At 53.7% G+C, this 23,555-nt stretch carries 20 protein-coding genes; 16 read left to right on the top strand and 4 right to left on the bottom strand.

Features of this window, described 5'->3' with window-relative positions:
* The first annotated feature begins 612 nt into the window (after positions 1 to 612).
* The 4 genes from GJV18_RS17940 (at position 613) to GJV18_RS17925 (ending at position 2,944) form a co-directional block, all read left to right on the top strand.
* Positions 613 to 1,017, top strand: coding sequence for a DUF6957 family protein (locus GJV18_RS17940; RefSeq protein ID WP_160347862.1), 405 nt, complete (start codon positions 613 to 615; stop codon positions 1,015 to 1,017).
* A gap of 13 nt (positions 1,018 to 1,030) precedes the next feature.
* Positions 1,031 to 1,324 carry a hypothetical protein gene (locus tag GJV18_RS17935; protein WP_160347861.1) on the top strand — a complete coding sequence of 98 codons (294 nt, stop codon included), beginning with the start codon at positions 1,031 to 1,033 and terminating at the stop codon, positions 1,322 to 1,324.
* A gap of 46 nt (positions 1,325 to 1,370) precedes the next feature.
* On the top strand, positions 1,371 to 1,805 hold the full coding sequence (locus GJV18_RS17930; RefSeq protein ID WP_160347860.1) for a hypothetical protein: 435 nt from the start codon (positions 1,371 to 1,373) through the stop codon (positions 1,803 to 1,805).
* A 683-nt stretch (positions 1,806 to 2,488) separates the two neighbouring features.
* Entirely contained in the window at positions 2,489 to 2,944 is a 456-nt protein-coding gene (locus GJV18_RS17925; protein WP_160347859.1) for a hypothetical protein, read from the top strand.
* Between the two features lie 146 nt (positions 2,945 to 3,090).
* Here GJV18_RS17925 and GJV18_RS17920 read toward each other — a convergent pair whose 3' ends face one another.
* A complete protein-coding gene (locus tag GJV18_RS17920) occupies positions 3,091 to 4,050 on the bottom strand; it encodes a hypothetical protein (protein ID WP_160347858.1) in 960 nt (319 codons plus the stop codon).
* Between the two features lie 127 nt (positions 4,051 to 4,177).
* On the opposite strand from GJV18_RS17920, the gene GJV18_RS17915 reads away from it, so the two are divergent.
* On the top strand, positions 4,178 to 5,332 hold the full coding sequence (locus GJV18_RS17915; RefSeq protein WP_160347857.1) for a competence protein CoiA family protein: 1,155 nt from the start codon (positions 4,178 to 4,180) through the stop codon (positions 5,330 to 5,332).
* Between the two features lie 158 nt (positions 5,333 to 5,490).
* Here the strand turns inward: GJV18_RS17915 and GJV18_RS17910 are convergent, their stop codons facing one another.
* A complete protein-coding gene (locus tag GJV18_RS17910) occupies positions 5,491 to 6,801 on the bottom strand; it encodes an Arm DNA-binding domain-containing protein (protein ID WP_160347856.1) in 1,311 nt (436 codons plus the stop codon).
* A gap of 205 nt (positions 6,802 to 7,006) precedes the next feature.
* Here GJV18_RS17910 and GJV18_RS17905 point away from each other — a divergent pair, with 205 nt between their 5' ends.
* Entirely contained in the window at positions 7,007 to 7,411 is a 405-nt protein-coding gene (locus GJV18_RS17905; protein ID WP_160347855.1) for a hypothetical protein, read from the top strand.
* 708 nt (positions 7,412 to 8,119) lie between these two features.
* Here GJV18_RS17905 and GJV18_RS17900 read toward each other — a convergent pair.
* Positions 8,120 to 8,341 (bottom strand): hypothetical protein, encoded by a 222-nt coding sequence (locus tag GJV18_RS17900; protein WP_160347854.1) that lies wholly within the window; start codon positions 8,339 to 8,341, stop codon positions 8,120 to 8,122.
* 41 nt (positions 8,342 to 8,382) lie between these two features.
* Between GJV18_RS17900 and GJV18_RS18540 the strand changes: the two genes are divergently transcribed.
* Entirely contained in the window at positions 8,383 to 8,559 is a 177-nt protein-coding gene (locus GJV18_RS18540) for a hypothetical protein (protein ID WP_178113471.1), read from the top strand.
* Positions 8,560 to 8,570: 11 nt separating this feature from the next.
* Here the strand turns inward: GJV18_RS18540 and GJV18_RS17895 are convergent, their stop codons facing one another.
* Complete coding sequence (locus tag GJV18_RS17895; RefSeq protein WP_160347853.1) at positions 8,571 to 9,443, bottom strand: helix-turn-helix transcriptional regulator; 873 nt, start codon at positions 9,441 to 9,443, stop codon at positions 8,571 to 8,573.
* A gap of 112 nt (positions 9,444 to 9,555) precedes the next feature.
* Between GJV18_RS17895 and GJV18_RS17890 the strand changes: the two genes are divergently transcribed.
* From GJV18_RS17890 to GJV18_RS17850, 9 genes are all read left to right on the top strand, one after another.
* Positions 9,556 to 9,855 (top strand): hypothetical protein, encoded by a 300-nt coding sequence (locus GJV18_RS17890; RefSeq protein WP_160347852.1) that lies wholly within the window; start codon positions 9,556 to 9,558, stop codon positions 9,853 to 9,855.
* Positions 9,856 to 10,115: 260 nt separating this feature from the next.
* On the top strand, positions 10,116 to 10,712 hold the full coding sequence (locus GJV18_RS17885; protein WP_160347851.1) for a DUF1819 family protein: 597 nt from the start codon (positions 10,116 to 10,118) through the stop codon (positions 10,710 to 10,712).
* Positions 10,703 to 11,281, top strand: coding sequence for a DUF1788 domain-containing protein (locus GJV18_RS17880; protein ID WP_160347850.1), 579 nt, complete (start codon positions 10,703 to 10,705; stop codon positions 11,279 to 11,281). Before GJV18_RS17885 ends, GJV18_RS17880 begins: the two co-directional genes overlap by 10 nt.
* A gap of 14 nt (positions 11,282 to 11,295) precedes the next feature.
* On the top strand, positions 11,296 to 14,961 hold the full coding sequence (gene brxC / locus GJV18_RS17875; protein ID WP_160347849.1) for a BREX system P-loop protein BrxC: 3,666 nt from the start codon (positions 11,296 to 11,298) through the stop codon (positions 14,959 to 14,961).
* Positions 14,962 to 14,970: 9 nt separating this feature from the next.
* Entirely contained in the window at positions 14,971 to 16,707 is a 1,737-nt protein-coding gene (locus tag GJV18_RS17870; RefSeq protein WP_160347848.1) for a DUF262 domain-containing protein, read from the top strand.
* 23 nt (positions 16,708 to 16,730) lie between these two features.
* Positions 16,731 to 17,360: a hypothetical protein gene (locus GJV18_RS17865; RefSeq protein ID WP_160347847.1), complete on the top strand. Its 630-nt coding sequence runs from the start codon at positions 16,731 to 16,733 to the stop codon at positions 17,358 to 17,360.
* On the top strand, positions 17,357 to 20,986 hold the full coding sequence (gene pglX, locus GJV18_RS17860; RefSeq protein ID WP_160347846.1) for a BREX-1 system adenine-specific DNA-methyltransferase PglX: 3,630 nt from the start codon (positions 17,357 to 17,359) through the stop codon (positions 20,984 to 20,986). The genes GJV18_RS17865 and pglX overlap by 4 nt, the downstream gene beginning before the upstream one ends.
* 51 nt (positions 20,987 to 21,037) lie before the next feature.
* Positions 21,038 to 22,726 carry a DUF262 domain-containing protein gene (locus tag GJV18_RS17855; protein ID WP_160347845.1) on the top strand — a complete coding sequence of 563 codons (1,689 nt, stop codon included), beginning with the start codon at positions 21,038 to 21,040 and terminating at the stop codon, positions 22,724 to 22,726.
* A 78-nt stretch (positions 22,727 to 22,804) separates the two neighbouring features.
* Positions 22,805 to 23,548: a DUF3944 domain-containing protein gene (locus GJV18_RS17850; RefSeq protein WP_160347844.1), complete on the top strand. Its 744-nt coding sequence runs from the start codon at positions 22,805 to 22,807 to the stop codon at positions 23,546 to 23,548.
* Positions 23,549 to 23,555 lie beyond the last annotated feature (7 nt).

Below are 23,555 nucleotides of genomic sequence, written 5' to 3'. Positions count from 1 at the left end.
GACCCAAATCCACAGTGAGGCGATGACCTACAGGACATCGGCGGCATGGTCACGCTGATTGCCAGCCGGAGATTGAACAGGGAATGGAGGCTGGTTCATGTGAACCACGACCCCGGTCAGCCAGTGTGGGTGTCAGCCTGATGCAGGCTGCGACATGCTGTTAAGAAGTGTCCTGTGGGCGGTCATTTGTTAGGCCGTCTTACGGCGTTCTTTGGTATGACTGAGTGGGGAAAATATATATCCGTAGGTATTGGTTTATATATTGCCTTGTAACTTTCTATGCTCTGTCAATATATGTATATCGTAAATAAAAAAGTTTCTGCTGGGGCTTGACGAATATGCGCTCTCGACGTTTATTCTATTTGCATGTTAAAGCAACGGAGTCGATAAGGTGATCAAGCAGATCGAAGAGAAGGGCGGATAAGTAAGGTGGTTTAGGGTTACTAACTCTAAACCGCGTTTCCAGATCGCAGATTAAGACTGGCAATTCTGTCAGCACGTTTCCGTTTGGGGCACAGATATCTACGCCTTGGGGCAGGTTTTCCAGGGCAGGCAGGTTGCACCCTGAATTCAGGATCTTGCGGCATATGAGCGGAATAATGGGAGTGACTCATGGATGCTTTGAACAAGGTTGCCGCACTGTTATACGGCGCTGGAGAAGTGATGCCCGGCATTGAAATGAGCTGGGAGCAGGCGCGCGAACGCGTGGTGGCCCGAGATCGTTCGTTGTGGATGCCGTATTGCATTGTCCGCGATTGGATTTGGATTGATCTCATTCTGACCGAAGAGGAGCAAGCCATGCTGCGATCCTCTGGCCGCGAGGCGGTGATGTTATATGCGCATAGCGTTCTATTTGACAGTGAGCGGCGCTTCGATGTCGGCGATTGGGTGCGCACCACGCCCCTAGTGAGCTTCAGCGAGGGCTGCTTTTTTCAGACGCTTAACACCCTGTATGTCCTGGTCGGAGATGGCCAACGCAAGCAGGCCGAGCTCTCAACCGTTATGAGCTTGTGTTAAGCGAGTGGTGATGATGAACGATTCCGATCAACGACAGGCGGCGGTGCACTGCGATCTCTGCGGGGGTGAGACGAGTGTCCCCGGCTATGGCCAGCAGTTTGGGGTGTTGCACGCCAAGTGGGGGTATGGCTCACGGCATGACGGTGAGCATTACCGTGTTCAACTGTGCGAAGTCTGTTTCTTCCACGTGCTGGCGTACATCAAGCAAGAGCGACGCATACAACATCTTTTCGATGATGATCCACCGGATGATCAGGACTTTGGTCTGATAGTTCGTGGGGATTATTGGGATGATGTCAGTAATTAACGCTGTTAAAGCGAGTAGATCATTTGACTATTATAAGGTGGTGGTAATGAGTCTGTTCAGGGTTGGGCGGGATTGGGTCGCGAGGGTGGGAGATGTATTTCAACCTGAACCAGGTTCTATGTATTTCTGGTTGGTTGAGAAGGAGTATGCATTGCCGTGGTTTCATCTGCGGTTAGAAGTGAAGGCAGATGACGGTGTTTATTACTCACAAATGATGCCCAGTGGAGTCGAGGAATTTGAGCGACTCATGAAAAGCGCGGACTTGGATGAGCGGATCTTGTCTGTGGATGCGCAGGTGATGCTCCCGCCGCATATGACCGGGTCTGATGGCTGGACTTTACAGCGATTAGTGGCGCTCCACGAGGTCGACGCTAACTGGTTCTTTACCGTGGACTCAGGGGCTGTCTATCGAGACGGGGATGGAGACGTTGTCACTCTGGACAGCGTGCAACATCCTCGGCTGATTTATTCACGACTCTGATGTCACGTGTCGCCTAGCCCGGTCAGGAGCCATTATGCCCATTGACGTACGGTCAGACTCCACCCCGGATTCGACCATGGGCATTCGCTCTGCGCTTTGGGTGCGGGCAAACGTGTCGGCTGTAAACCGAGAGGTTATCCAGGAAAGGGAGTGGTGGGGTGGTGACGCTATGAGCTTGGCACAATTGCCAGACGAGGAGCGGGAGAAGCTGGCGGGGGCAATGCGGGTGGAATTCGGACGTCCTGTCACCGCTTATCTAACCCATGTAGTGCTTGTAGCTGGCTGCTGCCTAGGGGTCGTGTACCACCACATCCACGGTAGTAAATCGGGGCGCTTTCAAGATGGCCACCGAATCAGAACGTCAGACGTAGTCGGGGCTCAGCAGTACGGCGAATACTGGGCGCTTTATACGCACAGTGGCAGTTTGTACGTGGTAGTGACCTTCGGGGAAGACGGGGTGGCTTCACTCGACCGCCACCTGGCACTCCGTCGCCAAGGCATGCACGGAACGCCCCGTGGATTGCACTAGCTGGATGACTTGCGCTAAGGGTTCCTCGCCTGGCCAACCTCAGGCTTTACCAGTGCCTGCTGCCGGCGTTGCTTCGGGCGCTGGTATTCGATCAGACAGGAAAGCAGGGTATTTCAAGCGCAGGGCGTGGCAGCTACACCTAGTGGGAGGCAGGATGGCCGTTAAGGCGTTGTATTTGGACACCGAGTTCACTCAACTCAGCATCGACCGAGAGCTGATTTCGCTGGCGTTAGTCGCGGCGGATGGTGCGGAGTTTTATGTGGAGTTGCTAGACGGTTGGTCAGCGGATGCGTGCAGTGACTTCACCCGCGAAATCGTCTTACCGCAACTGGATTTGCAGCGATTCGGTGTGAGTAGACAAGAGGCCACGATCCAGTTGCAGACCTTTCTACAGCTGCAAGGGCCTGTCGAGATTGTCGGGGACGCGTTGAGGTGGGACTGGCCGTTGTTACTGGATCTGCTGGGGGCCTCAGGGCTGCCCGACACGGTGGTGGGGTGCCGTGAAGTGGGCTTGTCAGGCCTGGGTGACGATCTGGATTCAGAAGAACCACCCCACCATGCGCTTCTCGATGCGCGCCTGATCTGTCGAGGCGCCTCACAGCTGAAGTGACGTTGAACACGGTGTGTGCGAGATACATACGCGATCAGAGGCATCCGTTATGCGCAACTCCTGTGCATCGGATCCATGTGAAGCTTGTTGTCTCCCGCTGACCATATGGGGTGCCCATTGGGGCAGGTTCAGAAGAGAGCCATCACTCACGACGCCTTGGATGTCGGCATCGGTGGGCCCAGGTAGGCGCCGCGCAGCGTCATGCGGTCAAAGCTATAGACATGGGCGTGCGGGCTTTCGACGCAGCGACCCACCAGAGGGAGCTTTTGATCTGGTAGTCCGGGCTGGAGCTCGATGTTGCTGCCGCAAATGGGGCAGTCTGCCGAAAATCGAACCAAGCGCGTCCAGCGATAACTCTCATGCCGAAACATCTCCAACTCGCAGCTCGGTTCTTTGATGGCAGAAACCCAGTGGGGGGCTTTGACGACGCAGTCGTCAATGACGCTGAACCAAGGGGCATACACCTCGCGCCAGACAAACACAAAGCCCAGCACTGTCAGGGCCAGGGTAATCAGGCTGCCCATAGTAAGAGAGCCTTCGCGTTGGCTTAGGCTGAGCAGCATGATCCCGAGCAGGGCTAGCCATAATGCGCTGCCCAGCAAAATCGAACTCAGAAAGCTGATGCCCCGAACGCTGAGGTTGCGCATCTCTCCGTCCCGTAGAAACAGCCGGGCGGCGAGTGAGGGCCGGATCGCACCATTGCCAGAGCGTCGATAAAGCACCGTGGTCGATGGCTCGCTCTCTGTCTCAGAGGCTTTTGCTGAAGCATCTTCTGATGCCAGCTCCAGCCAGTAGAGGCTGACGTTGCCTCTGCCGCCTCCCGGCTGATAGCCGAGCTGTAAACGAGGCCCCCGGGTGGCAGGTTGGGCCAGGTGAAGCGCTCGGCGCAGGATCGCGACGCTTGGCACCCAATCCTTGGGATCCATGTCTTGCTCGGAGGCCGTGCCGCAGCCCGTCAGCAGGGCCTTGGCCTCGAAACGCAGTTTTTCAGTGGCATCAGGGCGAGCAAGGCCTTCTTCGGCCATGAATGCCAGGATTTCGTAAGAGCGTCCGCGCGCTGGATTCGCCTTTAGGTGCTGCTGGAGACGCTGAAGTGCATCGATCATGCATATCCCTATGCTTTTGAAAAATATAGATTTTTAACCTGGGTTTCCGGATTAAGGCGGTTCTTGGAGGTTTTTCTTCGCGCTTATTTTCACCCTGAGGCCTTCTCAACTCCAGAGGGAATGCTTCATGACCATGACGATAGCGATAGACGATCAGGCCCGCATTGTTTCCATAGGCGAGGTGGCACGTGGCCTGGTTTGTGGATGCCGGTGCATCGAATGCGCTGAACCGGTAGTGGCTCGCAAGGGGCCGCAGCGAGTCCATCATTTTTCTCATGTCTCGCAAAAGCAGCCTTGCGAGGTCATGCCTGAAAGTTTCCTGCACCGCTATGCCAAGCAGGTGGTTGAGGAAAGCTTGGGGTTGCAGTTGCCCCCGCAGCCTGGTCATCACCCGGATTCTGACGATCAGAGTTCCTGGTGGGATTTTGACTCGGTTGAGCAGGAAGTGTGGTTGGGGTCATTCAGGCCCGACCTGGTCGCAGAGTTACCGGATGGCCCTCTACTGCTTGAGTTCGCCTGCACTTCTTTTGTCGACGATGAGAAGCAGGCGCTGATTGAGCAGTTGGGCATACGTGCCGTCGAGGTGAATCTGAGCGGACTGCTGGTGACGCCCACTGCCGTAGGCCTGCAAGAGCTCAGAAGAGCCATCTTGCATGACGTGTCCCTTAAGCAATGGCTTTATCCGCCAGCGAGTGCCCCGAGTATGGGGGAGGCGACCCCCTTGTCAGTTGAGGTCGCCGTGGAAACCGAGCCGCGTAATCAAATGCCTGAACCGCTGCGATTCTCAATCCAAGGCCTTTGGGTAGACCTGCGTGTCCTGGAGTTTGGCTCCGTTGTCGTGAGGTCTGTGGCGTATAGCCCGGCGATCGCTGGACTGCTCAAGCGGCTGGCACGGCAATATAGCGGTCGTTACGTCGCCAAATTTAGAAATTGGATGTTTCCGGCCTGGGCCGAGACGTTTGTTCGGCAGGAGCTTGAGGCCCTGGCGGATCATGACCAACATTCGCCAGCACATGTATCTGCTGCATTTAGCGCTCTTTCGGCGGCTACCCAGATCGATCTTGGGAGCTACCTGGATGCTCGGGAGATACATCGGCAGTACCTCTCTGGACTTGCGCCAGAATGTCTGCCTTGGGGAGAGTTCGGAGCGCGGCATTTTGGTACAGGCCTGGATTGCGATGCGTTGGAGGACTTACTGAAATCCAGCGGGGTTGAGATCCTGGGAGTCGAGATTATCCGTGTGAAGGGGCAGATGGACTTTGCTTATCGACTTCGCCGCTGAGATTGGCTTGAGGCAGGATTTTGGAGGAGGCCATGGTAGGCAGCCAGTGCTGCCATGGCCGAGGTTTGAGCAGGTAATGCAGGAAGCTGATATTTTAGTCTGCATAGGATGTATGGATTGTCTGTACGAGCCTCAGCGGATCCCGTTCCTGTGTCACCTCAGCAAGCTGTCCAGCCAGAGCACATGGCCTCGTTGAGGGAGTCAACACTATTGCGCGGCAGGCCCGTCTCCTCAGGAATCCACTTGGCATAGTGGAGTTGCAGCATCTGGCCATCAATGTGCCCGAGTTGCTTGATCACCCATTCTTGTGGTGCAAAGTTCGATAGTGCTCGACTGGCGAAGGTGTGACGGCACTGATTGAGGCCGCGATAACGCACGCCGACCGCTTTTGTATGTGCTTTGAACCAGCGATCCAGTGCGCTTTGGCTCCACGGCTTACCCGTATTTGGATTCGTGAAGAGCAAGCGCACGGTTTCATACCGCACGGAGAGGTTATCCAGGCGGGTGATTTCGAGTGGCTGCATGCAGTGGCGCTCAGTATCAGCCAGAATCTCTTCGAGCAGCTCGATGGCTGGTGCCAGAAGATCGATCTCCCGTTGACGGGCCAGCACCTTGGGGGCCTTGTGCTCGCCGAGCACTTGTGCGCGACTGACCGTCAGTTTTCTGCGCTTGAGATCAACGTCTTCAGCCGCCAGGGCCACCAGCTCAGATCGGGACAGGCCCAGCCAGCAGTTCAGTACCAGCATGCGGGCAATAACGCGCTGGTGAGGGGCTGCATTCAATAGCAGCTGCATCTCATCGAGAGAGAAGGGATCCGCTTGACTCTCGCGTTCCAGGCAATGGTTCTTAAGGCTATCAGCTCGATTACGAGAGGTGATCCCATTCTCATACGCATCATTCCAAACCCCGCGGACTACCGTGAGCACATCGTTGGCTGTCTTCGGCGATAGTCCTTTCGGATTCTGCCGACTCCTCACCAGCTGATTTCTAAACAGTTGAAGATCCTGAGTCTTAACATCGGCGAGTCGCTTGTCTCCGAAGGCATTAATCACATGCTCGGCTTTGCTGGCGTAATTAATCGCTGTGGACTTGGCCTTGCCGCTGTGCTGGGTTGAGAGCCACAGCGAGACCCCCTCTTTAACCGTCATCTCTAGCAGCGATCTTTGCGCTTGCTGGGACGCGTCCTGCGCCTGGTGAAGAGCCCGCGCGCGTCGGGAGTCCGGGAAGTAGACCCGGTAGTCGAAGCGCCCAGCGGCAATGGCGCTAAGCACTTGGCCTCGTAGCCGGTCTGCCAGGGCAATACTGAATTCATCCACCCTGCCGCGAGAAACGATTTCTCGACAGCGCTCACCTTCAAAAAAGAAGCAAATGCGCAACGTGTCGCCGCGTAGCTCAACCCCTTGGGGAAGACGGCGGGAGGTAGGTTGTCTGGCTTCCACGATGGGGGCGAGGGTGGAGGGCAAGGTCATCTGAGGGCTCCTGTACGGTCATTACCGGTTTCGGCTTATCGCATAAAGAATATTTCATCAAAAATGTGTTGCGTCAATATCGTAAAAGGGATAATTCTGTTGCTGGCAGCCCCGCTTAGCGAGTCTCGGACATGAGGTTCGCTGAAGTGAGGCCATCACGTCCGATGGCGGGCTGTTGCTAATTCAATCAACCGAGGAGATGCCCATGGGCACTTACCAGCATGCCGTTCAGACCCAAGTCAATCCCGTAGACGGAGCAATGTCGCTCCTCAGCGCGACGATTCTCAACTGCGCGAAGGAGTACATTTCTCGTCAAGAGCGTTTGAGCCACCCGGCGGGGACTTTTGATAACGCCAAGCGATTCAGCCTGGCTGAGAAATACCCGTGCTGCGATGACATTCGCTTCCCTTCACGCCGGTTTCCGTACCCCGAGATGACGCATGGGCGGAGCTTGCAGCATGTAGCTCATGAATTCGGCGTCGCGCAGCATCTGAAGATCATTCGCCAGGCAACGAACCGCTTGAAGAAGCATGGCTTGGCTGATGCGGAAACCTTCTTGAGGTCGCCCAGGGTTATGCGCCAGCTGCTCGAAGCTGATCTCAGCGTGTAACTGAGAAGGAGATCTGCCTGTCCGTCCTGGATCATTGAGCTGGGAGGTAGGGAAGGGGGAAGAAAAAAGCCAGGGCGTGAGCCCTGGCTTTTTGACTGCCTATTCGGCAGAGGTGCCGCGTGGTGCAGCTATTTTCTTCAAACTGCCTATGCGGCAGAGGTATAGCTCGGTACGGCTTGGTGTCTCTAAGCTGCCTATTCGGCAGATGCATGGTGCATAGGCATCTTGCCTACTCTCTAAACTGCCTATTCGGCAGAAAAGCAAGGTACCCCCGCTTGGGAGGGGCCAAGCTTGCAGTTACTAAGTTAGGCGAAAATTTGCTATCAGTCAATGGTATTTGATAGAAAAAACTGATGATAGTATACAAAGCATACTAGTCGCGGGTGTGCGTGGCTTTTTGCTTATCGACACCTTGGGATTGCTCGCATGGGTTGGGTGGGGGCGTGAAAGTTGGACGAAATCGCCCCAGGTTTTTGTGCAAAGACCTCGTATGCATAGGATTTTTTGCATTTTTTGTTGTGAGAGGAGTTAAACCGCTGTAGCCCTAGTGCTGCGTGGCTTTGAGTGAATTAACGGGGCGTTTTCAGATTGTCAATCGCGACCGTTCGTCGGATTTGAAGGGCGGGGGGGTTAAAAAAATTTTTGAACGACGGATCTCTATATTTGAGAGCAAAAAAAAAGCAAGTCATCTCTCGGCCCGTTTTCCTCTCAGTTTTTTTGTGTATCCGCAGGCGCAGCTGATGCCCAAACCGCTCGAAAAGCAGAGGAGAAAGACGCCAGCCGCTCCTGCTCCTTCGCAAAATCGCCTTCTTCGCAGCCGACAGGCTGCGGCTTAAGCTTTGAAATCAAAAGCTGCTTTAACGAGAATTTTTTTGACTTGAAGCCTGTAGATGGTTGTGTTTCACAACCATCTACAGGCTTCAACCCCATTCAGGGATCCAGCTCACACGTTGAGGCAAACAGGGGTGTACATGATTCAGCTCGATCTCAGTACTAATGATGCCGAGGCGCTCCTTCACCATGCGCGGACATTCAAGCCCAAAAGCTCTGACCCGCGCGAAGATATGCGCCTGCAAGACGCTCTGGATGACCTGGTTGAAGCAATTGAGCGGTATTTCCATGATGCCGCTTTACAGCGCTGCGACTGAGCAGAAGTTGCTCATTCATAGAGCCAGGGCTTGAGCTCATCCAAATTGGCCACAATGATTTGCTGCGCATTGGCACGAGACTGGATCTTGTGCGGATCGAGCTGATAGCGCTGCAAGACATACTGCGCAAGGGCCCCTCGGGTAGGTATCAGCAGCTGGCCTCCAGTCATTCCGAAGTCAGTTTCGATGAATTCACGTTGGGCTGGTTTCAGCCTGGGATCCGGCTCAATGACGATGGTCACCTCAGTCAGCCAGCCATCATCCATATCTCTTGTCCTTTCCGACGCATCGAGGGTATCCAGCTCTCCTCGGAAGCGGCTCAGCACAAAGTCTCGATAGTCGCCATTTTTTTCGCAGAATGCCCGCACGTGCCAGCGCATCCCGCTGTACACAAGGGTGTGTGGGGCAATCAGTCTGACCTCCGGGGTCGGGTTCTTAAACGATACATACTCACATTCCAGGCGCAGGCCTTCCCGACAGGCCTTGAGAATCGGTCGCAGAACTTCTGGCCGAATAGAGCGGTCGGGTACCTGAACAACCTCAGTGTGGGCATAGGCTAGGGCCAGCCCCTCAATATGTGGGGCCCTTTCGTGGTTCTGGTTCAGCAGGTGTAGGTAAGCGCTTGCACTGTCGTCGATAAACAGTGGCTTAAAGCCTTTGGCAGGTACATAGCCCTTTATGTGTTTGTCATACGTAAGGTTTCTAGGCGCATGTTCGGTGATGTAGGTGTTGATGTCCTTTGAGGCCTGCTGCCTGCTGATGCCAAAGCTCTGCATCAGATGGTTAGTCGTTAAGCGCCCCTCCCACCAGGCGACGGTTTCTATAAGACGATAGCGAAGAGCCAAATCCCAGCGAACCTGCGCGACTGTCTGTGACCTTTTCACGTCCTCTCCATGTGCTCAATTTGTTTACCTGTTTATGTAAACACTATAGATGTGTAAATCTAAATTGCATATAGTTGTTTTGCGGTAGGGACGAGCAGCCAGAGGATTTGAGATGGAGTCGTTCGCACAGCCATGGCTCATTGCGGGCCTAACAGCAGTAGTGGCCACGGTGTTCGCAATAATTTTGCTGTGGCAGCAACAACACATCTCAGGCTTGCGCTCAACCTGCCAGGGCTTGCTCAAACAAGTTGATGTTCTGTTACAGCGCCAGCGCCAGCTTCAGGAACAGTGCCTAGAAATGACGTCGGCGCTGCGTGCTGAGCGCCTACATGTGGAGCAGTTGAGGCGCAAGGCTCTGCTGCTGGAGATGGCCATGCAGGATGCATCACTGTGCGGACGTCGAGAACGATGAGCTGGTCGGCTCGGCTAGTGAATACCTCGCGTAGGCCGCGATGGCAGTGCATTGCTCGCAAAACTAGGCCATTTATCTGTCCGTGGCCAACAAGGTCAGTCAGAGGAGAGAAAGTGGGCCAGGGGCTAGCACCGAGATTTGATTTGGCTGATGTGCGAAGGAACCTGGAACAGTGGTTGCCAAGACATTTTCGGCTGGCGCTCAGTTTGGCCTGCACTCAAAATGACCACTTTTATGTGGTTGATGAGTGCGAGTCATTTATGAGCAGTGTTTACCTGGCCAATTTCACCAAATGCTCATTAATCGTGCCCGAGACCCGCATCATTGCTGGCCTGTTGTTACAGGGCGTGGAGCCTCGGGAGTGGGAAAGGCAAGTCTATGAGCTGAATGTGCTGCAAAAGCGCACGGCCAAGACGGCGGCCACCTATGCCAACTTGGCACGAACCCGCTTGCAAACGATGGAGGAGGATCTCTGGTATCTGGTGCATGAAGGCAGCATGCCGGTCGCTACTCATGCGGTCTTGGCCGCAACTGTCAAGTTTTCGCCCTTGTTCGGTGATTTTCTGCGGACGGTCGTGCGGGATCAATTCCGCCGATTCTCGACCCATCTGGAGCTCCGGCATTGGGATGCCTATATCGAAGATTGCCAGCGTGCACAGCCAGATATGCCTGGCTTGAGCGACTCTACGCGGGGTAAGTTAAGGCAAAATGCCATACGTATGCTGGCGGAAGCAGGCTTCATCGAAGATACCCGTAGTCTTCGTCTGCGTAGCCAGGCCATCGAGCCAGCTGTTCTTAATTATCTACGTCAACAAAATGAGCAATACGTGCTCGATTGCCTCCAGGTATGCCCGTGAACGACCTCGACGAACGCCTCAATAAAATCCTGGAGAAGGTCACCTCTGATGACTTCCTTGGTGGTCAGGGTCTGGGCAACGAGGTGCCATTCTATGCCTTTGACTATCCACCTCAAGATGAGCTGAGGGTGCGCGAGCATGTCCTATTTCTCGAAGGCGCTATCAGCAAACGCCGCCCTGAGCTGAAGGTCGCGTTCATCAATCTGTTTGAGCTGCTGCTGGACATGCTCAACAAGCGCGATCTGCTGGAGAAGTCCATCGACCGGCAAGCGCAAAAGGGCGACGAGGCTCTGCAAAAAGCCCTCAAGGCCCCACTGGATGCAGGCAAGGTCGCCAGAGAGCTGGTTGATCGCTACCCGCCCAGTGAGTTTGACCTCCTGGTCATCAATGGTGTCGGCAGCGCCTATCCGCTGATTCGTACCCACAACCTCCTGAACAACCTCCAGCCTTTCATGGGGCAGACCCCGCTGGTGGTGTTCTACCCAGGCCTCTATGACGGCCAATCGCTAAAGCTGTTCGGTCAGCTGGGCGAGAAACCTTACTACCGTGCTTTCCGACTGGTGAGCTGAAAAGGATGTCCACCGTGCAAATCAAGAGTCTGTTTACCCGCTCCATCCACCGTTCGATCAATGGCGTGATCAAGGCTGACCAGGATGACGCTGAGTCCGTGTGGCAGGAGCTGGATGAGTACGTCATCACTCGCGAGTTGGATCAACACCTGCGGAGCTTTTTTGAAAGCTATCTGGCGGCCCTGGACAACCCCCAGGAGGCGTCTGGGCGAGTAGGGGTGTGGATCTCTGGTTTCTTCGGTTCGGGTAAATCGCACTTCCTGAAAATTCTCTCTTACCTGCTGGAGAACAAGCAGGTCAGCAAGGAGGGCGAAACGCGGCAGGCCATCGATTTCTTTGAGCGAAAAATTGCCGACCCTATGCTGGCCGCCGATATCAAGCGCGCCATCGCAGCCGAGACCGATGTGCTGCTGTTCAACATCGACAGCAAGGCCGACAGCACCGATGGCCGTGATGCCATCCTTCGTGTCTTCCTGAAGGTCTTCAACGAGCGCCTGGGCTTCTGCGGGGATCACCCGCACATCGCCCATATGGAGCGCCACCTAGATGATCTGGGCAAGTTCACCGAGTTCAAGCAGGTATTCGCTGACGCATCGGGCTCTACCTGGGAAGAGGAGCGCGACGCCTACCACTTCCAGGTTGATGCGCTGGCAACTGCGTTGTCGAAAACCTTGGGACAGGAGATCAAGGACGCTGATGCCTGGGTAGAGCGGTTTGAAAGCGACTTCAGCCTCAATGTCGAAAGCTTTGCCAAATGGGTGAAGGAGTACCTGGATAAGCGGGGTAAGGATCAGCGCATCGTGTTCCTGGTGGACGAGGTCGGCCAGTTCATTGGCCAGGACACCCACCTGATGCTCAGCCTGCAAACCATCACCGAAAACCTCGGCACGGTCTGCGGTGGTCGTGCCTGGGTTCTGGTCACCTCGCAGGAAGATATCGATGCTGTGTTGGGTGAAGTGCGTGCATCCAAGGCCAACGACTTTTCCAAAATTCAGGGCCGCTTCAAAACGCGTCTGTCGCTGTCCAGCGGTAACGTCGACGAAGTCATCCAGCGTCGTTTGCTCGACAAAGAGCCTGAGCCCAAGGATGCCTTGCGCAAGATCTATCGCGACAAGGCCGACATCCTGCGCAACCAGCTCAGCTTCACCAATACCGGGCGTACCTACAAAGCGTTCAGCGACGAAGATAACTTCGCCGCCGTTTACCCTTTTGTGCCATACCAGTTTCAGCTCGTGCAGCGCATTTTCGAAAGCATTCGCAAGGCCGGCGCCACCGGTACCCATTTGGCCCGGGGTGAGCGCTCGCTGCTGGATGCCTTCCAGTCAGCCGCCAAGGCCGTCAGCGAAAATAGCGTCGGCGTTCTGGTGCCGCTTTACCGCTTCTATCCGTCCATCGAGGGCTTCCTTGAGGGCGTGGTCAAGTCGACTATCGACAACGCGACAAGCAATCCCAGCCTACAAGAGGACTTTGATCCCCTAGTGCTGAAAACCCTGTTCCTCATTCGCTACGTCGATGAGATCAAGGGCAACGTCGATAACCTGATCACCCTGTTTATTGATGAGATCGACGCCGACCGCCAGGGGCTGCGCAAGAGAATCGAAGACAGCCTCCAGCGCCTGGAGAAGGAAACGCTGGTCAGCCGGAACGGCGATGACTTCTTCTTCCTGACTAACGAAGAGCGCGACATTAGTCGCGAGATCAAGGATGTCGAGCTCACTAGTGCAGAGGAGGCTCGCGAGCTGGGCGATTTGCTTTTCAGGGAGTCCCTGCGTGATCAGCGCAAGTTCCGCTTTGTCGATAATGGCAAAGATTTTGGGCTTAATCGTCAGTGCGATTTACATCCGATGGGTAATCGGGTCGACGGTGATTTGCTGATTTCAGTTATCAGCCCCTTAGTAGATGATCGCGATGCCTGGAATGAGCAGCGCTGCATTCTTGAGTCCAGCCAGGGCGAGGGTAGTGTACTTTTTCGGCTAGAAGATGAGCGTGATTTGGCCAGGGAGCTCCGTCTATACATACAGACTGATCGGTATGTTACGCGTAAGAACGACGGCACTCTGCCGCATAACACCAAGCGGATTCTCCAGGATCGCATGGAGGAAAACCGCCAGCGCCGTCAGCGTCTGAGTACCACTGTGGATCGTCTGCTGCGTGAGGCCGAGGTCTATGTGGCAGGCAACAAACTGGAGGCCAAGGCTTCCAGCGCACCGATGTTGGCCGAAGAAGCGCTCGACTACCTGGTGCGTAATACCTTCAGCAAGCTGGGCTACATCCAGCACCTCAGCAGCGATCCGCAGAAAGAAATCCAGGCCATGCTGGCCACGCCGCAAACCCCGGGCCTTGGCCTGGAGAGCACAGGCGAGGCCAATCCGCGTGCGCTCAAGGAGGTTAGCCAGCACATTGAACTGCTGGCTTCGCAGTCGCGCCGCATCGTTCTGCACGACCTCGCGGAGACTCATTACGGTCGCCGGCCCTACGGTTGGCCAGAATGGGAAACCGTACTGCTGATCGTACGGCTGATGCTGAACGGTGAGGTCAGCCTGATCGGCAATGGTGGCCCGCTGGCTCCGCATCAGGTCTGGAATGAAATCTCCACCCCGGCACGCTGGCGCACCACTGAAATCCAGAAACGCCAACAGGTCGGCTCTGGTGAGCTGCAAAAGGCCCGTCAGCTGTTTAAAGATGTGTTTCAGAAGATCGCTCAGGATGGCGAGGATAACCTGTACAGCCTTCTGCAAAGCAGTCTGGATAGCTGGGAAAGTGAGTTCAAACAGTGGCGTGTTTTGGCCCAAACCGGGCAGTACCCAGGGCTGGACGACATCGATCAGGGTCTCAAGCTGATTAGCAAGCTCAAGGCAGCGCCGGACAGCTTTGATGCCATCCAGCTGTTCCTCAAAGAACGTGGTGCGCTGCTCGACCTCTCTGACAGCCATGGTGACCTGGCTACCTTCTACAGCAGTCAGAAGGCCGCTTGGGACAAGCTGCGCGCCGCACAGGCTGACTTCCAACCTAACCGGCCCAAGCTGGAGAAGGATGAAAAAGCCGCTCGTGCTCTGGCTCGCATTGACGAAATCCTCAACGCCAAGGCTCCCTTCAATCTGATTCGTGAAGGTGAGGGGCTGATCCAAACGATCAACCAAATCAACGATGCCTTCCTCAAGGAGGCCCACGAGCGCGCGGATGCCTGGCTGGACAAGCAGTTGGCCAAGGTCAATGCCGAGCTGGATGCTCTTCAAGCCAGTCCTGATCAGCGCAACAAGAGCCTACTGGCCCTGCAAAACCTTCGGCAGCGTATTGCCAAACAGCGCAGCCTGGCCCACATCAGCCAAATGCAGGATGAGGCACGCGATCTAGCCGATGCCGCTATCGACCATCTTCATCTTTTGGCCGAGCAGGCCGCTGCTAAAGCCAAAGCCGTAGCCAGCGTACCGGCACTAACACCTGTGATATCGGGCAGTGGTAACTCGGGCGTGCCAGTGGCTGAGCCTCCAGTGGCTAGTACGTCTGCGGCTGTTGTCGCGCCGGTCGTACCGGTCAAAAAGCGCAAGGTAGTGAATGCTCAGCTGCTCGCCGGTACTGGGTATATCGAGACTCAGGCTGATATCGACAATTTCCTCGCCAAGCTGCGTAAAGAGCTGGAGCAGGCCATCGCTGACAATCAACGCGTTGAAATTCGCTAAGGAACGGCCATGTACAAGCCAGGCGGTACGATCAAGCAGCTATTGGATAAGGTCGCTACTCAGGAGTACATCCTGCCGGCGATTCAACGTGAATTCGTTTGGTGGCCAGAGCAGATCTGCCGCTTGTTCGACAGCCTCATGCAGGGATACCCCTTTGGCACGTTCCTGTTCTGGCGTATCGCACCGGAGAAGCGCCAGGAGTACCAGTTCTACGATTTTGTCCGTGATTACCATGAGCGTGACAACTATCACTGCGCTCTGTTGAAGGCCCTCCCAGAGCGGGATCTCGTCGCCGTGCTCGACGGCCAGCAACGTATGACGGCGCTTAACATAGGTCTGCGCGGCTCCTATTCCTGGAAGCTGCCAGGCAAATGGTGGTCGAGCAATGATGCCTTCCCGATCCGTCATCTTTATCTGGATCTGTTGGGCGAGGCGGATGCGGAAACAGGCTCTGAGTATCGCTTTGAGTTTCTCACCGAGACCAATACGGAGCTAACAGGAGACGGCCAACTATGGCTCCGAGTCTGCCGCGTTCTGGCTGAGAGTGAGGATGACCTTATCGACAGCTTGGACGAGCTTGATCTCGGTACTGATCAGCGCAAGCAAGCGAAGAAAGTCCTCCGTCACCTCTACCGTACGGTTCACCACAAAGAACTGATTAGCTACTACGAAGAAACCGAACAGGATCTTGAGCGTGTCCTGAATATCTTCATTCGTATGAACAGTGGTGGCACGCCGCTTTCGTACTCGGATCTCCTGCTCTCCATTGCCGTTGCGCAGTGGTCGAAGCTCGATGCCCGGCAGGAGATTCATCAGCTTGTCGACCAGATGAACAAAGAGGGTGACCAGTTCAACTTCAGTAAAGACCTGGTGCTCAAGGCCGGCTTGATGCTGTCGGACATCGGCAGCGTTGGGTTCAAGGTGGAAAACTTCAACAAGGCCAACATGGCGCTGCTGGAGGAGAACTGGTCACGCATACGTGAGGCTTTGCTGCTGTCAGTTCGCTTGCTGGCCAGCTTTGGCTTCAACAGCCAGAACCTGCGCGCCGACAGCTCACTCTTGCCTATTGCGTACTACCTGTTCGTGAGCCAGCCTGGTGAAGGCTACCTGTCTCGCACCGAGTACGCGCAAGACCGCGAGAATGTGCGTAAGTGGCTGATTCGCAGTCTGCTCAAAGCGTCGGGGATCTGGGGCAGTGGATTGGACACCCTGCTAACTGCCCTGCGTGATCAGATCCGCACTCATGCCCAGACGGGCTTCCCTGTGGCTCAGATCGAAAGCGTGATGTCCGCTCGGGGTAAGACGCTGTCCTTCACGGATGAGGAGCTGGATGAGTTGGTTGAGTTGCCCTATGGCGACAAGCGTACCTTTGCCTTGCTCTCGCTGATCTTCCCTGGCTTCGACCTTTCCAGGCACTTCCATGTAGACCATATCTACCCGCAAGCTCGTTTTACCAAGCCTCAACTGCGTAAGGCTGGTATCCCAGAGGATCTGGTGCCTGAAGTGGCCGATAAGGCCAACCGTCTGGCAAACCTCCAGTTGCTTGAAGGCAGCATCAATAACCAGAAGCGCCAGAAGATGCCGCATGACTGGTACGCCCAGTTCAAGCCTGATGCTCTCGCCCGCCAGCAGTACCTGGCAGGCTTGGAAATCACCGATCTTCCTGAGTCGTTGGCGGACTTCACTGTGTTCTACGAGCAGCGTCGCAAGGCGCTTAGAGCCCGAATCGTCTCAGCCCTTCAGTAGCCATAATTGCCAAGGAGAATGCCATGGACATGGAAGAGCCGATCAAGCCAGCCGAATGGCAGCGTGTTCTTGATGAGGTGAAGAAAACCTATACCTCATACCTTGAGCGCTACAGCTACAAGAAATACCCGGCGCGTGAGTATGAGAGCTTCAAGGACACCTTCTCTGCGTTGACCGAAAAGGTGGATCTGTCCGCGGCGCTGCTGTGGAAGTGGGGCCATTGGGGGAAGAGGAATTACCCGTCAAAGCAAAGAGCCTTAATAAGGACTATAGAGGCCAGATGGCCCTATTTTCGTCACTGGGTAAGCTCATCAATAGGTCAGGCATCGCCTCAGGCTACTTTCGATTGGTGGACTAAGCAGCTAGGTCAGCGGCGCTATATCACCAGCGCTTACCTGACTCACCTGATCCACCCGCAACAGGTGCCAATCATCGATCAGCACAATTTCCGCGCGCTGAATCATTTACGGCAAACCCCGTCTGCCAAGAAAAAACCATCTAACTGGTGCGATATCGTCCAGCTCAAGCACTTCCTGCGTGAGGCGAGCGAAAGGTATCAGCGCCCTGAAATCGAATTCGATAAATACCTAATGATGTATGGCCGTGCGCTCAAACCGCGCAAGGTCAGGTCGCCCCGTAAGGAACAGGCATGAACCGCTCTGCACTCAAGAAATACGCCCCTCAGGCCCGTCTCGATTTTATCGAGGCCGTCACCCTACGTGCCCGCCGCCTCGGACTTGATCCGGAATTACCGGTCAGAATCGAACAAACGGGCGACGTACTACTGATTGGTGGCCAGCCGTTCCCGGCCAGTGTTGCCAAGCAGCGCGTCGAGCTGGCTCGCCGCATTCAGCAGCAAGGCTTTGATGCTGTAGTTGAAGCCTTGGCCTACACCTGGTTCAACCGCCTGGTGGCCATCCGCTTTATGGAGCTCAAGGGCTACCTGAGTCATGGCTACCGGGTGCTTAGCCATCCTGAGGGGGCGCAGCCGGAGATCCTCGAACATGCTCAGCACCTCGATCTGCCAGGCTTGGACAAGGAGGAGGTTATCCGCCTGAAAACCGCAGGTAATCAGGATGAGGCACTCTACCGCGAGATCCTTCTCGCCCAGTGCCATGAACTGCACCGTAATATGCCGTTCCTCTTCGAGGCACTGGACGATACCACCGAGCTGCTGCTCCCGGACAACCTATTGCGCACCGACTCGCTCATTGCCCGTCTGGTCGGCGATATCGAAGAGGGCGACTGGCAAGAGGTAGAGGTCATCGGCTGGCTCTACCAGTTCTATATCAGCGACAAAAAAGACGAAGTGATCGGCAAGGTGGTCAAGAGCGAGGACATTCCCGCCGCTACCCAGCTGTTCACCCCCAACTGGATCGTCCAGTACCTGGTGCAGAACAGTCTCGGTCGCCTCTGGTTGATGGCCAACCCAGGCTCAAGCCTCAAAGAAAAAATGCCGTACTACATCGAGCCAGCCGAGCAAACGCAGGAAGTTCAGGCGCAGCTCGATGCCTTAATCAGGGTACGGATGGATGAGGACGGCGGCACGCTTAATCCGGAGTCGCTGACCGTGCTCGATCCTGCGTGTGGCTCCGGCCATATTCTGGTAGAGGCCTACAACCTGCTGCGCGCCATCTATGAGGAGCGCGGATACCGTCTGCGCGACATCCCTAGGCTAATCCTGCAAAAGAATCTCTATGGCCTAGACATCGACGATCGTGCAGCCCAATTGGCAGGCTTTGCCTTGCTGATGAAGGCCCGCGAGGATGATCGCCGGTTGTTCGATGAGGAAGGGAATCCGCCACATCTCAATGTGATGGCCATTCAGCAAAGCGCAGGTTTGCCGGATGAGGAAATCTCTCAAGTTATTCTCAATGCTGCTATCCAAATTGAAGGGGGGGATGCATTCCGCTCTGGGCAACTCTTTGGTGGAGGTCAGCTGGAAACCCAGCATAGCTCCGGTCTTACCATGTCAGACCTACGCAAGCTAATTCAGCTATTTGAGCATGGGAAGACGTTTGGTTCGCTGATCAGCGTACCGGATGATATGAAGCCCAAGTTAGACAAGATAGTCGATGTGCTCGCGACTGTTCGTAACGAAGGTGATGACTTGTCGCGTAGCTATGCCCACCAAGTTATGGAGCAGTTTGCATGGCCGGCTTGTTTGCTTGCTCTTAAATACGATGCAGTGGTGGCGAATCCGCCGTATATGGGAAGTGGTGGGTTTAATGCAGTATTGAAGCGTTTCATTATCGAAAATTATCAAGAGGCAAAGTCTGATTTGTACGCCGCTTTTGCCTTGAGAAATGTTGAGCTGTGTAAGTCTAATGGTCTTGTGGGGATGATTACTATCCCCGGCTGGATGACATTAATGTCTTTTGATGCGTTCCGGCGAAAGCTTAGTATGCAGTCCTCCATCGTATCTTTTCTTCATAATGGAAGGGGTGTGTTCGGATCTGATTTTGGAAGCTGCGCCTTTTGTCTTCAGAGGCAAGCTCATGATGATTACGTGGGGATATATAAAAAGCTTTTCAGTAAGCAGGGTGAAGTTACAGATATTAGTGCCCTGGAAAAAAAATTCCACACTGCTCAATCTATGTTTTCATCCGGATCCAGACATAAAAAAATAAGCGGGGAGCCTATTGCGTACTGGGCGTCAGATAAAGTAGTGGCAGCGTTCTCCAATAATGATCCAGTATCCTCAGTTGCCGAGGCGAAACAAGGGCTTGCGACTGGGGAGAATAACCGCTTTTTGCGTAGCTGGAGTGAGCTGTCCATTAGAAAAATTAACTTAGGATTGTCGCGCGAAGAGGCATTGTCGAATTCGCAGGCCCTGAAGTGGTTTCCATACAATAAAGGTGGTGCTTTTCGTAAGTGGTTTGGAAACTCGGAGCTTGTTGTTAACTGGGAAAATGATGGTGAAGAAATTAGGCGGTTTGGAACTGATGGCGGAGGGCGTCCAAGGTCTAGAGCGCAGAATACCCAATACTATTTTTTGGAGTCAGTAAGTTGGTCGAAGGTAACCATAGGTGCTTTTTCTGCACGGTATTATCCTCAGGGATATATATTTGACGTTGCCGGGTGTTCACTGTTTTTTAAAAGGCGCGAGTCCTTGCCTGTGGTATTGGGTTTGCTGAATTCTGTTGTGATTAACCCTTTATTAGCAGATATTGCTCAAAGCGTAAATTTCGAAGTTGGGCAAATTGCAAGTATACCCTTGCCAGAGATTGATAGTGAATTGGCGTTTAAGGTCGAGCCGATAGTCAGTTCTCTTGTTTCCATATGTCAAGAGGATTGGGATAATTTCGAGACGTCCTGGGGGTTTAGGGGGAGTCCACTTGTTAAATATTGCCAAGTTGGGCTGGCTGAGTCTTGGAATCTGTATTCATTGGCTGTGGGTGAGGCTGTAGAAAGGGTTAAATATCTTGAGGAATGTAATAATAGAATATTTATCGAGGCATATGGGTTGCAGGATGAATTGTCGGATTCCGTTTCTGTGGATAAAATTACTATTTCACGTGCTTGTCGTGAGAAAGATATGCAAGATCTGGTTTCCTACGCAATCGGTTGTCTCGTAGGGCGGTATAGCCTTGATGAGCCAGGGCTAGTTTATGCAAATACCGGTAATATAGATTTTGATTTGAATCGATATCGTGCGCTGCCCGCTGATGAGGACGGAATTCTTCCCATCACTGAGGAGTGTTGGTTTGAGGACGATGTCGCCGAGCGTGTGCGAGAATTTGTCAAAGCGGTCTGGGGGGCTGAGGCGCTGGTTGAAAATATGGAGTGGTTGGCGGATAGCCTGGGCCGTAAGACTGGCGAGTCCGCAGACGAAGCCATCCGTCGCTACCTGTCTACCGCCTTCTACAAAGATCACCTGCGAACCTACAAGAAGCGCCCAATCTATTGGCTCTTCTCCAGCGGCAAGCAAAAGGCATTCGAGTGTTTGGTATACCTGCACCGTTACAACGAGGGCACGCTCTCACGCATGCGTATGGAATATGTCGTGCCGCTGCAAAGCCGCATGCAGGCCCGTATCGATAAGCTCACCGACGATATCGACAGCGCCACCAGCAGCGTCCAACAAAAAGCCCTGCAAAAGCGCAAAGACAAGCTCACCAAGCAACTTGAAGAACTCCGTCGTTTCGACGAAAAGCTACGCCCCTACGCTGACCAGCGCATCACCCTCGACCTAGATGACGGTGTAAAGGTCAATTACGGCAAGTTCGGTGACTTGTTGGCTGAGGTTAAGGCCATTACAGGTGGCAAAGAAGACTGACGGATCAGCGGCTCACGCGGGGAGTCGCTCTATCTAGCAAAGGAGTCGTTTATGCAAACAGGTAAGTCGACAGTCAAAGATATTTTTGATGGTACTCGTATCTTCAACGTCCCTACCTATCAACGGGCATACTCCTGGGAACGTGAGGACAACCTTGAGGACTTCCTCAATGACCTTTGTAGTCAGCATCCTGAAAGACCCTATTTCTTAGGATCTTTTCTTTTTCACCTGAACGGCAACAAGAGTGAATTTGCTCTGGTTGATATCGTCGATGGCCAGCAGCGGCTGACCACTTTGGTTATCTTTATGCACGTATTGTTGGGGCGGTTGATCGAGCAGGGATCCGCCCTAGTATCTGAGCGGACACGGCGTATTTTTGTGCGTGATGGAGATATCTTCAAGCTGGAATCAGCCAATGAGGGAAATACTTTTCTTCACGATTTAGTGCTAGGTGATCGCCTGTATAGCCCGGAAGAGGTGACGCTTGTAACTCATTCGCAGCGTTTGCTGCTGGACGCGCGGCAGTATTTCGAGGAGCAACTGGGGTGTCATGATCTGACCATGCTTGAAAAAATTTATACGACCGCTGTGAATGCTGATGTGCTCCTTTATGTGGTGGACAAGATCAGCATGGCTACCCAGATATTCGAGCTGTTGAATGATCGTGGAAGGCGCCTGACCGATTTGGAGTCGATTAAGAGCTTCCTGATGTACAACGCTGGAGTAGCTTTTGACCATCCCGAGCAGGTGATCGGAAAAATCCAGGAAGATTTTTCTGAAATCTATCGTTTGATTGAGTCTCACAAAATTAATGACCGGGATGTGCTGCGGTATCACATGCTAGCGTTTGAGCCTTACCCAAGCGACTACACCGATAAGCCAAAGGCCTACATCAAGGAAAGAATTATTCGTTTGGTGAGTGACCCAGAGAAGCGTGATGAGGCGCGAGAGCAGATTCGAGAGTATCCCGCACGCCTGAAGAAAAGCTTCCAGCTCTTTGCAAAAATTCGAGATCTCCGTTTAGCTGATCAGGAATTAGCACAGACCTATATGATTGGGCGTGTGGCGCCGTTCTATCCAGCCTTGATGAAGGTGTACAGTGAAAAGGCATCAGATTTCCACCGATTGGTTGCGGCTATTAATGCCTTTACATTTCGTTCGTCTTTGGCTCGATTGCGCAGCAATGGCGAGAGCTACCAATATACGTGCATGCGAAATGGCGATGACGTAGTTGAGCTGATCGAAAGGTTTGTCCAGGAAAATTGGTGGAATGTTAATGGTCGAGCCCGTGAGGCTCTGGATTATGAAAACTACTACGATTGGCTTGAGAAAAATGTAGTGCGCTATATTTTGTTTTCTTATGAGAACAATCTGCGTGATAAGAAAGGGTTTCCTCTGTTGTCGAGCAAAGACTACGCATCAAAAGACTCTCGTGAGAGGCTCAGCATTGAGCACATTACTGCAAAAAGGGTCAAGTCTGTTGAGTTTGATGATGAGTTCAGGGAACAATATCTGAATGCCCTCGGAAACTTGGTCATAGATCATGCCGCCTCCAACTCCAGTAAGGGGCGGAAAGATGGTCATGAGAAGCTTGCCCATTATAGTTTGGCGCCTTTAATGTCTCAAAATGAATTGAACGATTTTTGCTGCGATTGGGATAGCCTTGGCTCGATAAAGGAGTTTATTAAACGTAGGGAGGATCGGTTGAAAACTTTTATTTCTACCCGGTTCGGTGTCTGACGTTATTTTGTTTTCTGCGAATGCTGCTGTATTTAAGATTTGCTTGGTTATTGATTGTTTAGGCATATAAGGTCTTTTATGGGTATAAAATATCGCAAGGATGATGACCTGGCTTTCTTGCAGTACTGCACTGAGGAAGATCTCCAAGTGCTAGCTCGTTACTTGACCCATGACAAGGACAGCGAGCCGCGTATTACCAGTGAGCTCCTAGAGAGCCAGGACTTCAAGGCTCACTCCGGTCATGCGGAGCAGTACAGGCGCTGTTGGCATCTGATTGCTGGCGAGCTTCAGCATTTTGGTGGCGACACCTTTGTCAACGTGTTCCGTGGTGGTGGTGTTCTTTATAAGGAAGTGCTGTCAGACGTTTGTGGCAAGCTAAAAGTTAAATATGGCAAGACCGACTCCGCATACGAAATCGAAAATAAGCTTCTAGATAAATTCATCAGTGACTCTTGGGAAAAGATGAGTGCTGAACAGAAAGAGGAGCTGCTCAAAAATGTAGGTCTGGATGGCAAGCTTGGCGGTGCTGCTGGGCTACTGGCTTTGCAAGCGGCACTCCGGCTGGGGGGCGCAGCGTCCTACAAGGTATCCATCATAGTCGCCAGTGCTGTGGCCAAGATGTTTGCTGGGAGAGCACTCGCGGTGGTCGCTGGCGGAGGCGTCATGAGAGGGTTGGCAATCCTGGGTGGGCCAATTGGACTTGCGATAACCACCATTCTTACCGTTCCAGCAATCAGTGGTGCGGCATATCGAGTGACCATTCCTTCGGTCATTCAGATCGCCTACATGCGCAGGGCATACGAAGAGCAAGATCGATTCTAAGGAGAGC

Source organism: Pseudomonas xionganensis (assembly GCF_009763245.1).
GTDB lineage: Bacteria > Pseudomonadota > Gammaproteobacteria > Pseudomonadales > Pseudomonadaceae > Aquipseudomonas > Aquipseudomonas xionganensis.
This window is presented reverse-complemented; position numbering and strand designations above follow the sequence as displayed.

What these genes read in the sequence shown, in the direction of transcription:
- GJV18_RS17940 (WP_160347862.1), top strand. Translation starts at nt 613, where the DNA reads ATGGATGCTTTGAACAAGGTTGCCGCACTGTTATACGGCGCTGGAGAA.
- GJV18_RS17910 (WP_160347856.1), bottom strand. Translation starts at nt 6,801, where the DNA reads ATGACCTTGCCCTCCACCCTCGCCCCCATCGTGGAAGCCAGACAACCT.
- GJV18_RS17915 (WP_160347857.1), top strand. Translation starts at nt 4,178, where the DNA reads ATGACCATGACGATAGCGATAGACGATCAGGCCCGCATTGTTTCCATA.
- GJV18_RS17885 (WP_160347851.1), top strand. Translation starts at nt 10,116, where the DNA reads ATGAGCAGTGTTTACCTGGCCAATTTCACCAAATGCTCATTAATCGTG.
- GJV18_RS17850 (WP_160347844.1), top strand. Translation starts at nt 22,805, where the DNA reads ATGGGTATAAAATATCGCAAGGATGATGACCTGGCTTTCTTGCAGTAC.
- GJV18_RS17935 (WP_160347861.1), top strand. Translation starts at nt 1,031, where the DNA reads ATGAACGATTCCGATCAACGACAGGCGGCGGTGCACTGCGATCTCTGC.
- GJV18_RS18540 (WP_178113471.1), top strand. Translation starts at nt 8,383, where the DNA reads ATGATTCAGCTCGATCTCAGTACTAATGATGCCGAGGCGCTCCTTCAC.
- GJV18_RS17930 (WP_160347860.1), top strand. Translation starts at nt 1,371, where the DNA reads ATGAGTCTGTTCAGGGTTGGGCGGGATTGGGTCGCGAGGGTGGGAGAT.
- GJV18_RS17865 (WP_160347847.1), top strand. Translation starts at nt 16,731, where the DNA reads ATGGACATGGAAGAGCCGATCAAGCCAGCCGAATGGCAGCGTGTTCTT.
- GJV18_RS17855 (WP_160347845.1), top strand. Translation starts at nt 21,038, where the DNA reads ATGCAAACAGGTAAGTCGACAGTCAAAGATATTTTTGATGGTACTCGT.
- GJV18_RS17900 (WP_160347854.1), bottom strand. Translation starts at nt 8,341, where the DNA reads ATGGGGTTGAAGCCTGTAGATGGTTGTGAAACACAACCATCTACAGGC.
- GJV18_RS17890 (WP_160347852.1), top strand. Translation starts at nt 9,556, where the DNA reads ATGGAGTCGTTCGCACAGCCATGGCTCATTGCGGGCCTAACAGCAGTA.
- GJV18_RS17925 (WP_160347859.1), top strand. Translation starts at nt 2,489, where the DNA reads ATGGCCGTTAAGGCGTTGTATTTGGACACCGAGTTCACTCAACTCAGC.
- pglX (WP_160347846.1), top strand. Translation starts at nt 17,357, where the DNA reads ATGAACCGCTCTGCACTCAAGAAATACGCCCCTCAGGCCCGTCTCGAT.
- GJV18_RS17870 (WP_160347848.1), top strand. Translation starts at nt 14,971, where the DNA reads ATGTACAAGCCAGGCGGTACGATCAAGCAGCTATTGGATAAGGTCGCT.
- GJV18_RS17920 (WP_160347858.1), bottom strand. Translation starts at nt 4,050, where the DNA reads ATGATCGATGCACTTCAGCGTCTCCAGCAGCACCTAAAGGCGAATCCA.
- GJV18_RS17880 (WP_160347850.1), top strand. Translation starts at nt 10,703, where the DNA reads ATGCCCGTGAACGACCTCGACGAACGCCTCAATAAAATCCTGGAGAAG.
- GJV18_RS17905 (WP_160347855.1), top strand. Translation starts at nt 7,007, where the DNA reads ATGGGCACTTACCAGCATGCCGTTCAGACCCAAGTCAATCCCGTAGAC.